A 13,470-nucleotide genomic window follows, 5' to 3' on the forward strand; every position below is an offset into this window, starting at 1 on the left:
ATTGGAGGCCTTCGTGGCCGTGATGTCCATCGGCAGTATGACGGGTGCTGCTAAGGCGCTTGGAAAATCCCAGCCGGTAGTGACGAGGCTTATTCAGGAACTGGAGCAGGAACTGGGTTTTCCGGTACTGCATCGCAACGGGCCGCGGATCGCCCCGACCGAGCAGGGGGTCGCTTTTTTCTCCCAGGCAGAGCTGTTCCTCAGCGGGCTGCGCACCATCAGCGAAAGGGCCCGGCAGATCGAGACTGCTCCGGCGAAGGCGGTGGAACTTGCATCGATTCCGGCGATCGCCGCGAGTGTGATCCCGCTTGCGTTGCAGGAGTTGCCAAAGGAACTCTTTCCCGAACACGTCCATGTGCAGAGCATCGCTTCGGAGAATGTCGTCCAGGCGGTTCTGGCGCGGACGGCCGATGTGGGCATTGCCAGCCTGCCGCTCGACAATCCGGGTATCGACGTCCACTGGATCGGGGAGGTGCCATGCGTGGCCGTCGTGGCCGCTGGCGACGAACTGGCGGGGAAGGACATGCTGCAACCGGCCGATCTGCACGGCCGCCGGCTGATCGCCTCGGCAAATCCGTACCGGTTGCGGATGCGGATTGATCGCGCATTTGCCGAGCATGGCATCGAGCCGGGCGGCGTCATCGACAGCAACGCCACCTATGTCTCGCTTTCGCTGGCGCGCGCGGGGCTTGGAGTGGCGATCGTCGAGTCGGTCACTCTGAGCGGCTTGCCGATCAAGGACGTCTCCGTCATCCCCCTGAGCTTCCACGTCCCGTTCCATTGGGGCGTGATCACGGCGACGGGACTTCCGCTGTCGGCGACCGTCCGGCGATTGATCGATGCGATCGAGCACCAGGCATCGAAGCTGACCAGCTTTATCAAGCACGACAGCCTGCCGAGCATATAGGCGTGATGATGGTTGTCGCCAGACGGTGACATTTAGCCTTGAAACGAACGCGAGATGCTTGGGCGTAACCAGTATGGCTGCGCCCGGCACGTCCGTTTGAGCGCGTCGAGCGATCGCGGAGACCTTCGAAAGCAGGGCAGACGCTCGAACATCGAATCCCGAAAGCACATTTTTTAGGCGGGATTTTCTATTGCCTCAAACCTTATTATGCACTAAACGAATTGACATAGATCAATGCTGCAATTTGCGCATTATGGGTTGGCGATGGAAATCAAGCAGCTCGAAGTCTTTCTGGCGGTCATGTCGGCGGGCAGCATCACCGCCGCGGCGCGCCTTTTGGATCGCTCGCAATCCCAGGTGACACGGCTTGTCCAGGAACTGGAGGCTTCGGTCGGGTTTCCGCTCTTCGAACGGAATGGCCCGCGCATCACACCCACGTCCAAGGCGATTGCCTTCCATGCCGACGCGGAACGTTTCCTGACCGGGATCGGCCAGCTCCAGGAGCGGGCGAAGACAATCGCGTCCTCTGAGCTCGGCCCCATCGAGATCGCCGCGATCCCGGCCTTCGCGAGCGGTCTCCTTCCGCTGGCGCTGGCCGAGATGCCGGAAAGCCTGCTTCCCCGGAGCATCCATCTGCGCAGCATTTCGGCCGAGGCTGCGGTCCAGTCCGTGCTTGCCCGCACGGCCGATCTCTGTGTCGCATCGCTGCCGGTCGAGCATCCTGGTCTTGAAGTGCATGGCCTATTTCAGTCGCCTTGCGTGGCGGCGGTCGCGGTGGATGATCCTCTGGCCGCCAAGCCGACGATTTCCATGGAAGATTTCGCCGATCGTTGCCTGATCACCATGGCGAACCCCTTCCGTCTGCGCCGCCGCGTCAACCAGGCGCTTGAGGTTGCCGGTGTCCGGCCGTCGCGCATCGTTGATACCAATGCGGCGCTCAATGCGTTGCAACTCGCATCGACCGGCTTCGGCATCGCGATCGTCGAGCCCGCCACCGCCTATGGCGTCGAGCTGAAGAATGTCGAAATCCGCCCTCTGGACATGAACGTCCCGTTTCTCTGGGGGATTTTCTCGGCGGCTTCCAGGCCGCTTCCGGATGGCGTCCTTGAGCTCATCCAGTTGATCATCAGGATTTCAGCCGCCCGCATGCCCGGTTTCATCGCGCATGATCCGGGTCATATCGAACGCGTTGCCGATGCCACGTTCGGCGCCGGCCAGCATGCACAGGAGCATTGATCTTGAACGTCCAAGCCAAGCAGCCGGCGACGGGTCTGGCAGGTCTCGAAAGCAGACTGGCCGACGACCTTTCGCTCCTCGAGCTTCCTCCCAAGGAGTGGGTGCCGGCGACCGAATACGACGGCAAGCGTGTCTATGACGCCGTCGTCATCGGCGCCGGCATGTGCGGGCTCGTGGCGGCCGCATCGCTGAAGATGCTCGGTATCCACAACGTCGTCTGCCTTGACCGGGCTCCGCAGGGGCTCGAAGGGCCATGGGTCACATTCGCCCGCATGGAGACGCTCCGCTCACCCAAGCAACTGACGGGGCCGGCCCTCGGCTTGCCGTCACTGACCTTCCGCGCCTGGTATGTTGCCCAGTTCGGCCAGGACACCTGGGAGGCGCTTGGCAAAATCCCGAAAGAGCAGTGGATGGACTATCTGGTCTGGTATCGCAAGGTGCTCGACCTGCCGGTTCGAAATTGCATCGCCGTCACCGGCATGGCGCCGGTCAATGACGACCTGATCGCAATTGATGCGACCGACTTCGCAAGCGGAAAGGATGAGCGGCTCTACGCACGGCATGTCGTGCTTGCAACCGGCCGCGACGGTCTCGGCCGCGGCTACGTGCCGGACTTCGCACACCACGTGGACCGCAGGTTCTGGGCGCATTCGGCCGATGACATCGACTTTGCTGCCCTGAAGGGAAAGCGCGTCGCCGTGATCGGTGCCGGGGCCTCGGCCATGGACAATGCTGCGACCGCCCTCGAAGCAGGGGCCGCCGGCGCCGACATGATCATCCGCCGCAAGGAGATGCCGCGCATCAACAAGTTCACCGGCATTTCCAGCCAGGGCGTCGTGCAGGGCTTTGCGGGCTTGAGCGACGACTGGAAGTGGAAGTTCATGGACTATGTGCTGGGCGCCCAGACGCCGCCGCCGCGGGACTCCACGCTCCGGGTCTCCCGTCATCCGAACGGTCGTTTCTTTCTGGCGACCGGGGTGACCGGCCTGCGTGAAAAGGGCGACGGGGTGATTGTCGAGACCAGCCGCGGCGACCTGGAATACGACTTCGTGATCTTCGCGACAGGCTTCCGGGTGGATCTCGATGAGCGGCCGGAACTTCACCATTTCGCGCCCTTCATCCGGTTCTGGCAGGACACCTATGCGCCCGCCGAGGGCATGGAGAACGGCGAGCTCGCGACTTCGCCCTATCTCGGTCCCGATTTCGAATTCCTGGAAAAGGCACCGGGAAGCTGCCCGTCGTTGCGCCTCGTTCATTGCTTCAATTACCCGGCATCGCTCAGCCACGGAAAGCTGTCGGGCGATATCCCGGCCGTCAGTGATGGCGGGCGCCGGCTGGCGCGCGGCATCGCCCGCAGCCTCTTCGTCGCTGATCGCGAAACCCATTTTGCCAACCTGGTGGCGTACGAGACGCCGGAATTGCTTGGCGACGAGTGGACCGATTCCGCCGCAATGCTCGACGATCTCGAAAAGGGTGCGGCGGAATGAGAGACACGGTTCTTGCCACTGCGGGGCCTTGCCCATGAACCGCTACCTGGCAGTCAAGCTCGCAGAAGCGCTGCTCGCCATCTGGGGCGTAGTGACCATCGTGTTCTTCGTCAGCCGTGTGCTGGGCGACCCCGCGGTGCTGCTGCTTCCGGTCGGAGCCGACCAGCAGGAGATCGACGCGCTGCGGGTCTCCCTCGGCCTCGATCGGCCGATCCTCGAACAATATGCCCTGTCCATGTTCGCGATGCTGTGTGGAGATTTCGGCATCTCCTTCCAGCATACTCGTCCCGCGATGGACGTGGTTCTCGAACGCATGCCGGCGACCATCGAGCTTGCCGGGACCGCATTGCTGTTCGGTACGCTGATCGGTGGCGCCGCCGGCGCGGTTGCCGCCTTGAAGCGCGGCACCATCTCCGAATTCATCGTCATGATCGCGGCCCTGCTGGGGCAGGCGACACCCGTCTTCTGGCTCGGCATCATGCTGATCCTCGTCTTCTCGGTCGATCTCGGCTGGCTGCCGACCGGCGGCTCGGGCACGATCGCCCATCTGGTCCTGCCGGGGCTGACGCTTGCGGTCTTCGTCTCCGCCTCCATTGCCCGGCTTTTGCGGTCGTCGCTGCTCGACATCATGCGCGAGGACTATGTCCGCACCGCCCGCGCCAAGGGCCTCATGCCGCGCACGGTATTCTTCTGGCATATCGCCCGCAACGCGCTGATCCCGGTCGTCACCATGATCGGCATCATCGCCGGCGAGTTGCTTGGTGGCTCCGTGGTCATCGAGACCGTGTTTGCCTGGCCGGGCGTCGGACGCATCATCATGCAGGCGATCCAGGCCCAGGATTTCCCGGTCATTCAGGCGGGTGTCGCTCTCGTTGCCGCTATCTTCATCCTCATCAACCTGCTGGTCGACCTGCTCTACGGCGTGCTCGATCCGCGCATCAGCCGGCAATAAGGGGGGCGGTCCATGAAGTCCTTCTTCCTCGCCCTCCTGAAAAGCCGCGCCGGGCTGTTCGGCTTCGCGCTCGTCGCCATCTTCGTTCTGGCCGCGCTGCTTGCGCCCTATCTCGGCCTGCCGGTCCCGACGCGCTCGAACCTCGTCGCCCGCATGGCGGCACCCACCTGGACGGGGCTTTTTTCGCCGGGCGCCCATCCGCTCGGCACAGACGAGCTCGGCCGCGACATCCTCTCGCGCATCGTCTACGGGAGCCGGGTGACGCTGACGATCGCCACGGCCGCCGTCGTTCTCGGCGGCATCGTCGGCACGCTTCTCGGCATCGTCGCCGGCTATTATCGCGGCATGGTCGATCGGGTGCTGATGCGCATCGTCGACATCCAGCTCGCGCTGCCTCTCATGCTGCTCGCGCTCCTGGTGATCGCGGCGCTGGGGCCATCCACCACCAATCTGGTCGTCGTGCTCGCGCTGACGAGCTGGCTGCGCTACGCCCGCATCATCCGCGGTCAGGTTCTGGCTTTGCGGGAGAGGGAATTCATCCTTTCCGCGCATGCGATCGGGGCAGGGACCTGGCGCATCATGATCAAGCATCTCCTGCCGAACGTCCTGACTCCGGCGCTCGTGATTGCGACCCTGGAGCTCGCCCGCATCATCATCATGGATGCGGCGCTGTCCTTCCTCGGCCTCGGCGTCCAGCCGCCGAACCCAAGCTGGGGCCGCATGCTGGCCGATGGCCGCGTCTACATCTCGACGGCCTGGTGGATCGTCACCTTCCCGGGCGTCGCGATCCTTTTGACCGTGCTTAGCGTCAACCTCCTGGGGGATTGGCTGCGCGACTATTTCGATCCGAAATTGAGGACCATGCGATGAACAAGATATCCCCATCCAGCCTGCCGCCCCGCGTCGGACGCCTCAAGGCGGGTATGGCGAAACAGGAGGTCGATGTCATCATTTCCTTCAAGCCGGAGAACAGCTTCTATTTCACCGGCTTCAACCCGATCATCTATTCGCATCCGGTGATTGCCATCCTCACGCGTGACCATGATCCGATCATGCTCGTGCATGCGCTGCGCGACGATCATGGCCGGGCGAGCGCCTGGGTACCGGACATTCGCCTTTATGGCGCATGGTCCACCAAGGTGACGATGGGGCCGAATTGGCAGGATGCGCTCGCCTCCATCCTCGGCGACCTCGGCGTTGCCGCAAAGACGGTCGGAATCGAGGAGGAGTTCGTCTCGATCCAGCGGCTCGGCCAGCTTCGCAAGGCCTTGCCGGACGCGACATTCACCGATGTCAGCCATCTCATCGACCATTGCCGGCTGATCAAGGATCCCGACGAGATCGCCCAGGCGCGTATTGCCGCGAAGATCGCCGACCTCGGCATGGATACCGCGGTCGAAACGCTGGCGGCAGGCGGAACGGAGCGGGATGTCGCGGTCGCCTCGATGCATGCGATGAACAGGCTCTGGGCGGAAAACTATCCCGATGTGGAGGTCTGTGATTTCGGCTCCCTGGAGGGCGGCGTTCAGAACGGCCTCTGGACCTGGGTGCTCTCCGGCCCGCGCATGTTCTTCAATTGCGATAACCCCACCCAGCGCAAGCCGCAGCGCGGCGAGGCGGTCTCGGTTCTCATCTGGACGATCGCCAACGGCATCCATGCGGAAAACGAGCGGACAGTGGCCATGGGGCCGCTGCCGGAGGTCAACAGGCGGGCTCTCAACGCCATCCTCGAAATCCGCGAGGAGGTCGACGCAATCATCAGGCCCGGCACACCCTACAGGGACCTGTTCGAGAAGACCCGTGAGGGCCTGAAAAAGCGCGGCTATGGCGCCAATATTCCCGGCCGAATCGGCCACGGAATCGGGCTCGGCGCCCATGAGCATTCCTCGCTCGATGCCAATTCTCCGTTGGTGCTGGAGCCGGGCATGATCTTCACCTTCGAGCCCAATATCCGTGTGCCCTGCGTTTGCGCCACGCAGATTTCCGACACGGTTCTCATGACCGAGACCGGCCGCGAATACCTGACCCGCTCCGCCGGCGGCTACCTGGAGGTCTGAGCGTCCGATGGCTCCGCTGCTCGAGGTCCGTAATCTTACCGTCGCGTTCGACACGCCGTCCGGCACGGTGCATGCCGTCAACGACGTATCCTACACCCTTGAGGAGGGGGAGACCCTCGGCATCGTCGGCGAATCCGGTTCGGGCAAGAGCGTGCATGCGCTTTCGATGGTTGGGCTGATCGCCACGCCGCCGGGCCGCATCGTCAGCGGCGAGGTGATCTTCAACGGTCGCGACCTGCTGAAACTCTCTCAGCGCGAGCTTTTCGAGGTGCGCGGCAAGGAGATCGGCTTCGTCTTCCAGGACCCGATGACCTCGCTCAACCCGGTGCTGACGATCGAGCGGCAGATCGCCGAGCCGCTGCGCCGGCACTTCGGCATGTCGACGAGCCAGGCACGGGCGCGGGTGATCGAACTTCTCGAACTGGTCGGCATTCCCGATGCCGCCCGCCGTGCCCGGCAATATCCGCACGAGTTCTCAGGCGGCATGCGTCAGCGGGTGATGATCGCCATCGGCATTTCCTGCAACCCGAAGCTCCTGATCGCCGACGAGGCGACGACGGCGCTCGACGTCACCGTCCAGGCGCAGATCCTCGATCTCGTCCGCGATCTGAAACGCAAGATCGGCACGACCGTCATCTGGATCACCCACGACATGGGCGTGGTCGCCGGACTGGCCGATACGGTGCAGGTCATGTATGGCGGCCGCATCATGGAGCGTGGCCCGGTCCGCTCCGTTTTCCACGATCCGCGCAGCGCCTATACTTGGGGTCTTCTGAAATCGCTTCCACATGGCGGCCGGCGCGGTATCAACCGGCTCTACCAGATTCCCGGCAATCCACCCGATCTGACGAAGGAACCGGTCGGCGATCCTTTCGCGCCGCGCAATCCCTTCGCTACGGAGCGGTGCAGATTGGAAACGCCGCCGCTTGTCAATGCTGCCGACAGCACTCCCGGCCATCGGGTGGCGGCCTGGTACGACCTGCGTGCCGAGCTTGCGCGCATGGAGGCACAGGCATGACCGAGCTTCACGCCACCCCTCTCGTTTCCGTCAACCGGCTTTGCAAGACCTATGGTGGTGAAGGGGGGCTGTTTGGGTCCCGGACAGTTGCGCTCAAGGCCGTCAACAATGTCAGCTTCGACATTGCGGCCGGCGAGACGCTCGGCCTCGTTGGCGAATCCGGCTCGGGCAAGAGCACGACCGGACGCGTGCTGCTGCAGCTCGAGGCGCCGACAAGCGGCGACATTCTCTTCAGGAACAAGAACATCACCGGCCTGTCGAAGACGATGCTCAAGCCCTACCGGCGCGACATGCAGATCATCTTCCAGGATCCGTATGCCTCGCTCAATCCGCGCATGACGGTCGGAGAATTCGTCGCCGAACCGCTCGACGTGCACGGGCTTGCCGGGGCGCGGTCGGAGCGGCAGGACCGGGTCGCCTCCCTCTTCAAGAAGGTCGGCCTCGACCCCTCGTTCATGAAACGCTATCCGCACGAGTTTTCCGGCGGGCAGAGGCAGCGCGTCAACATCGCCCGGGCGATTGCGCTCAACCCAGCCTTCATCGTCGCGGACGAGCCGATCACCGCGCTCGACGTGTCGATCCAGGCGCAGATCGTCAACCTGTTCCAGGATCTGCAGGACGAGCTGGGGCTAACCTACCTCTTCATCGCTCACGACCTGTCGATGATCCGCTACCTCTGCCATCGGGTCGCGGTGATGCTGCGCGGCCGTATCGTCGAGATCGGCCCCTGCGAGGCGATCTTCGAGAACCCGCAGCATCCCTATACGAAGGCGCTCCTTTCGGCGATCCCGGTTCCCGACCCGGATATCGAGCGCAACCGCCGACCCATCGCTTTTGATGTCAATGCCAACCTGCCGCCCGAGGAAGCGTCGCTCCGGGCGGTCGGGGATCGGCACTTCGTCCTCGGAGGTTAGCGCCATGCACCTGTTCGCGACCCATTTCGGAACCTATGAGGTCGGCTGTGACGCGAACGGGAAACCGCGGCTCCTGCCTTTCCGGCATGATCCCGATCCCTCGGAAATAGGGCTTGGCTATCTCGATCTTGCCGATCATCCCGAGCGCATCCGTGCGCCCATGGTTCGGCGCTCCTGGTTGGAAAATGGCCCGCTGGCCGGCACGGGCGTCGGTCGGGGCAGGGAGGGATTCGTCGCGGTGGGCTGGGACGAAGTCACAGGCCTGATCGCCGATGAATTGAGGCGTGTTCGCTCCACCCACGGGAACCAGGCGATCTTCGGCGGCTCCTACGGCTGGGCGAGCGCTGGCCGTTTCCATCATGCGCAAAGCCAGCTCAAGCGGCTTCTCAATCTCGCCGGCGGCTTCACCTCCTCGGTCAACAGCTATTCCTACGGTGCGGCCGGCGTGCTGCTGCCGCATATCCTGGGGAGCGAGTACAAGGACGCCTGCGATACATCGCCCTCCTGGAGCGACATTTTGGAGAACTGTGAATTGCTCGTCGGCTTCGGCGGCTTCCGGCTGACCAATGCGCAGGTCGAGGCGGGCGGCACCGGCAGCCATCGCGCGGTCGAATGGCTGCGCCGCTGCCAGGAAAGGGGCGTTCGCATCGTCGTATTCAGCCCGGCGGCAAGCGATGCGCCCTTGGGCCCGAATGTCCGGCACGTCCCGATCCGCCCGAACACGGACGCGGCCGTCATGCTCGGCATGTGCCACAGGCTGTTGACCGAGGGATTGTTCGATTGCGAGTTCCTGAAGCGCTGCACCACGGGCTTCGGAGAGTTCGAAAGCTATCTGGTCGGGGAGGGGGACGGCATTGCCAAGGACGCGGCCTGGGCGTCGGCAATCTCCGGCGTGCCGGCCGAGACGATCATCGAAATCGCCGAAGACCTGCACGACCATCGCAGCCTGATCAACGTTGCCTGGTCGCTGCAGCGCGCCCGTTTCGGCGAACAGCCGTTCTGGGCGGCGATCACGCTTGCTTCCATGGCCGGCCATGTGGGCAGGAAGGGCTGCGGTTTTGCCTTCGGCCTGACCGCTGTCAATGCCGTGGGCCAGCCGGTGCGCCGGCTGAAGGGGCCGGCATTCGAGCAGGGGCGCAATCCGGTGAGCCATTTCATACCGGTCGCGCGCACAACCGAGCTTCTTGAAAATCCGGGCGGTCGGATCGACTACGACGGCCAGGCCCTCGAACTGCCCGATATCCGGCTCGTCTGGTGGGCGGGCGGCAATCCGTTCCATCATCACCAGGACCTCAACCGCCTTGCGGAAGCCTTCCGGCGCCCGGAAACGGTGATCGTCACCGAGAACATGTGGACTGCGACGGCGAAGATGGCGGATATCGTGCTTCCCTCGGCCTTTCCATTCGAGCGTGATGACGTCGCAGCCTCTTCGCGAGACAACTGGCTGGTCTACAGCCGGCGCGTCATGGAACCGCCGGAAGGGGTGCTTACCGATCACGAGGCCTATTGCCTGATCGCCGACAGGCTTGGCTGCCGCGAAGCGTTTGATGAAAACCGCTGCGTCGACGACTGGCTGGCTCATATCTATGAAGGTTATCGGGAACGCTATCCCGAACTGCCCGACTTCCAGTCCTTCCGCCTGCGGGGCTTTGCGGCCCTTGACGAAGGGGAGGAGGCGCCGGCGCCCGCCGATCATTTCCGGCGGTTCGCGAAGGACCCCGAAAGTGCGCCGTTGAAGACGCCGAGCGGCCGCATCGAGATCGCCTCCGGCACGATCGGCAAATTCGGCTATCCCGATATCGGCTTGCATCCCGCCTGGAGGGAGCCGGAGGAATGGCTCGGCGCGCCGCTTGCGTCAAAACACCGGTTCCATCTTCTTTCGCCACAGCCTGCGCACCGCCTGCATGGACAGCTTGAATATGGTCCCGCCAGCCAAAGCGCCAAGTTGCGGGGGTACGAACGGTTCACGTTGAGCGCCGTGGATGCAAAGGGGCTCGCCGTCGAGGATGGCGATCTTTGCGAACTCTACAACGACCGGGGTCGTACGATCGCAGCCGTGACGATCGATGCGGATCTGATGCCAGGTGTGGCCGTGCTGCCGACCGGCGGCTGGTTCCGCCCGGATAGCGACGGGATCGATCATGGCGGCAATCCGAATACGCTGACGCCGATCACGGCCGCTTCCCGCCTGTCTCAGGCGACCGCACCGAATTCCTGCCTGGTTTCGATCCGCGCATGGCGCGGGCCGGCACCGGAACAACAGCATGAGGACTGAATGCATGGATCAGATTGATATCCTGTCAGGGATAAAGCCGGGTTCCGAACTGTACCGGATCCGCCGCGAGCGGCCGGACTATGTGGAAGGGACGGAACTGTGCCGTCAGACGGTGCTGGAGCCCAACCATGGATTCGACATCGGCCACGCGATGCGCGCAGCGCTTGCCGCCCGCATGGCGCGGCTGATCGGCCGGAATGATCTGGCGCGGACCTATGACCTGATGCTGGACGAGGCCGGCAGCGACGAGACGCTGGCGGCGATCGCCTCTGCTGTCGAACTTCCGACGGGTGCGGATATCTTCACACAGGCGCTTGTCCGCCATGCCGATCTCGTCACCAAAACGCCGCGTAACAACACCAGGGCCGATATCGAGCGTCTCGAAGCCGCCGGACTTTCGAACCCGCAGATCATCGCGCTCTCGGAACTGATCGCCTTCGTCAATTTCGAGGCCCGGGTGATCGTCGGCCTGGAAGCGTTGGAGCGGGTGGCATGAGTGCGTCGCGTTTCAAGGTCAAGGCGCTCGCCTGGGCGCCCTATATCGAGCCGGTCGATGTGGCGACCGCCACGGAGGACCAGCTTGCGGCCATGCAGGTGACGCCTTCCAACACCAAGGTGTCGCCCTATGTGCGCACGCTCGCGCACGACCCGGAATCCTATGTGGCACGGACGAAGCTCTTCAATGCCATCATGTATGCCAAGGGGGGACTCGATCGGGCCGAACGGGAACTCGGCGCGCTGGTCGCGTCCGCCGTCAACCGCTGCGTCTATTGTGCCTCCGTTCATGCACGCCGCTACGTGGAGCTTTCCGACCGTTCCGACGTGGTCGAGGAAATCTACATGCGAGGCCTCAACGGTCCGTTCGAGCCGAAGATCCAGGCGATCGTCGATTTCTGCAGGACGCTGTCGGAGACGCCCTCGCATGTCGGCCAGGATCAGGTGCAGACGCTGCGCGACCACGGCTTGTCGAAAGCCGAGATCGTCGACCTTATCCATTCCGCAGCGATCTTCGGCTGGGCCAACCGCCTGATGCACACGCTTGGCCATTCCACGCCGGTTGACGGCCGATAACATGAACAAGGAGAACACCATGAACGCCATATCGACCGAGAATGCCCCAGCCGCGATAGGGCCTTATTCGCAGGCTGTCCGACATGGAGATTTGCTGTTCGTCTCGGGGCAGCTTCCGATCGATCCGTCGACCGGCAATTTCAATTCCGACGATGCCGTCGAGCAGATGAAGCAATGCCTGAAGAACATTGCTGCGATAGCCGAAGCGGCCGGCACTGATCTGTCGAAGACGATCAAGACCACGATCCTGCTGACCGATCTTTCCGGTTTCGCGGCGATCAACGAAGCCTACGGGGCGGCGTTCTCCGCGCCCTATCCGGCGCGCGCCACCTTCGAGGTCTCGGCCCTGCCGAAGGGCGCCAAGGTTGAGGTCGAAGCCGTCATCGCCATTCCTGCAAAGGCCTGATCCATGTCGGATACGCAATCCTGCCCGTCCTGCCCGCCGGTGATGCGGTTGCCCGAAAGCGAGGATCGCGACTGGGCGCGGCACGCGATCGGGATATTGCAGGGCGACGGCCGCCGCTCGGCCGACACCCATTTGGTCAACCCGGTCTTCAAGGGGTTGAAGGGCATCTCGATCTACCTGAAGGACGAGTCGACCCATCCGACCGGCAGCCTGAAGCACCGGCTTGCCCGTTCGCTCTTCCTCTACGGCATCTGCAACGGCCGGATCCGGAAGGGCACGACGCTGGTGGAAGCCTCGTCCGGCTCGACCGCGGTCAGCGAGGCCTATTTCGCGCATCTTCTGGACCTGCCCTTCATCGCGGTGATGCCGCGCTCGACGAGCAGCCAGAAGATCGAGGCGATCGAGCGCTTCGGCGGGCGCTGCCATTTCGTCGAAAGCCCCGGCGAGGTCTATCACGTCGCCCAGCGCCTGGCTGAGGAGGCTAAGGGCTATTATCTCGACCAGTTCACCTATGCGGAGCGGGCGACCGACTGGCGCGGCAACAACAACATCGCCGAAAGTATCTTCGAGCAGATGCAGGCGGAGCGCCATCCGCATCCGGCCTGGGTGGTGATGAGTGCCGGCACCGGCGGCACCTCAGCGACGATCGGGCGCTACATCCGCTACCGGCATTTCCCGACGAGGCTCTGCGTCGTGGATGTCGAATATTCCGCCTTCTACGATGCGTATTGCTCCGGCGACGTGAACGTTACCTGCGAGAGGCCCTCGCGCATCGAGGGGATCGGACGGCCGCGGGTCGAACCGTCCTTCATTCCGGGCGTCATCGACCACATGATCAAGATCCCGGATGCGGCGTCGATTGCGGCCATGCACGTCCTGTCGGAGCGGCTGTTCCGGCGGGTTGGCGGTTCGACCGGCACCAATTTCTTCGGGCTGTGCTGGATTGCGGGCTGCATGATGGCGGCCGGGGAGGAGGGCTCGCTGGTCTCGCTGATCTGCGACAGCGGCGACCGCTACACTTCCACCTACTACAACCCCGACTGGCTGAGGGAAAACGGCATCGACATCGAGCCGCACAGGCAGATGATCGAGACCTTCCTCGATACCGGCAAGTTCGATCCGCTTATTCTCAAGGATACGCGATAGA

At 63.6% G+C, this 13,470-nt stretch carries 13 protein-coding genes; all 13 read left to right on the forward strand.

Annotated features, from left to right (window positions below; all coding sequences use genetic code 11):
- The first annotated feature begins 1 nt into the window (after position 1).
- The 13 genes from QEO92_RS07020 (at position 2) to QEO92_RS07080 (ending at position 13,469) form a co-directional block, all read left to right on the forward strand.
- Positions 2 to 907 carry a LysR family transcriptional regulator gene (locus QEO92_RS07020; protein ID WP_265105675.1) on the forward strand — a complete coding sequence of 302 codons (906 nt, stop codon included), beginning with the start codon at positions 2 to 4 and terminating at the stop codon, positions 905 to 907.
- Between the two features lie 264 nt (positions 908 to 1,171).
- Entirely contained in the window at positions 1,172 to 2,143 is a 972-nt protein-coding gene (locus QEO92_RS07025; RefSeq protein ID WP_227702582.1) for a LysR family transcriptional regulator, read from the forward strand.
- Positions 2,143 to 3,630, forward strand: coding sequence for an NAD(P)-binding domain-containing protein (locus tag QEO92_RS07030; protein ID WP_407722060.1), 1,488 nt, complete (start codon positions 2,143 to 2,145; stop codon positions 3,628 to 3,630). The genes QEO92_RS07025 and QEO92_RS07030 overlap by 1 nt, the downstream gene beginning before the upstream one ends.
- Positions 3,631 to 3,664: 34 nt before the next feature.
- Entirely contained in the window at positions 3,665 to 4,582 is a 918-nt protein-coding gene (locus QEO92_RS07035; protein WP_227702584.1) for an ABC transporter permease, read from the forward strand.
- A 12-nt stretch (positions 4,583 to 4,594) separates the two neighbouring features.
- Entirely contained in the window at positions 4,595 to 5,452 is an 858-nt protein-coding gene (locus QEO92_RS07040; protein ID WP_227702585.1) for an ABC transporter permease, read from the forward strand.
- Positions 5,449 to 6,639, forward strand: a complete 1,191-nt coding sequence (locus QEO92_RS07045) for a M24 family metallopeptidase (protein ID WP_227702586.1) — start codon at positions 5,449 to 5,451, stop codon at positions 6,637 to 6,639. Before QEO92_RS07040 ends, QEO92_RS07045 begins: the two co-directional genes overlap by 4 nt.
- Before the next feature lie 7 nt (positions 6,640 to 6,646).
- On the forward strand, positions 6,647 to 7,657 hold the full coding sequence (locus QEO92_RS07050; protein WP_227702587.1) for an ABC transporter ATP-binding protein: 1,011 nt from the start codon (positions 6,647 to 6,649) through the stop codon (positions 7,655 to 7,657).
- Positions 7,654 to 8,571 (forward strand): ABC transporter ATP-binding protein, encoded by a 918-nt coding sequence (locus tag QEO92_RS07055; protein ID WP_227702588.1) that lies wholly within the window; start codon positions 7,654 to 7,656, stop codon positions 8,569 to 8,571. The genes QEO92_RS07050 and QEO92_RS07055 overlap by 4 nt, the downstream gene beginning before the upstream one ends.
- A 4-nt stretch (positions 8,572 to 8,575) precedes the next feature.
- Positions 8,576 to 10,846 carry a molybdopterin-dependent oxidoreductase gene (locus tag QEO92_RS07060; protein ID WP_227702589.1) on the forward strand — a complete coding sequence of 757 codons (2,271 nt, stop codon included), beginning with the start codon at positions 8,576 to 8,578 and terminating at the stop codon, positions 10,844 to 10,846.
- Between the two features lie 4 nt (positions 10,847 to 10,850).
- Positions 10,851 to 11,342, forward strand: coding sequence for a CMD domain-containing protein (locus QEO92_RS07065; protein ID WP_227702590.1), 492 nt, complete (start codon positions 10,851 to 10,853; stop codon positions 11,340 to 11,342).
- Complete coding sequence (locus QEO92_RS07070) at positions 11,339 to 11,917, forward strand: peroxidase-related enzyme (RefSeq protein WP_227702591.1); 579 nt, start codon at positions 11,339 to 11,341, stop codon at positions 11,915 to 11,917. The genes QEO92_RS07065 and QEO92_RS07070 overlap by 4 nt, the downstream gene beginning before the upstream one ends.
- A gap of 19 nt (positions 11,918 to 11,936) precedes the next feature.
- On the forward strand, positions 11,937 to 12,323 hold the full coding sequence (locus tag QEO92_RS07075; protein WP_037150271.1) for a RidA family protein: 387 nt from the start codon (positions 11,937 to 11,939) through the stop codon (positions 12,321 to 12,323).
- Between the two features lie 3 nt (positions 12,324 to 12,326).
- Positions 12,327 to 13,469, forward strand: coding sequence for a PLP-dependent cysteine synthase family protein (locus QEO92_RS07080; protein WP_280107501.1), 1,143 nt, complete (start codon positions 12,327 to 12,329; stop codon positions 13,467 to 13,469).
- Position 13,470: the final 1 nt, after the last annotated feature.

It is taken from the genome of Neorhizobium petrolearium (genome assembly GCF_029854435.1).
In the GTDB taxonomy this organism is placed as follows: domain Bacteria; phylum Pseudomonadota; class Alphaproteobacteria; order Rhizobiales; family Rhizobiaceae; genus Neorhizobium; species Neorhizobium petrolearium.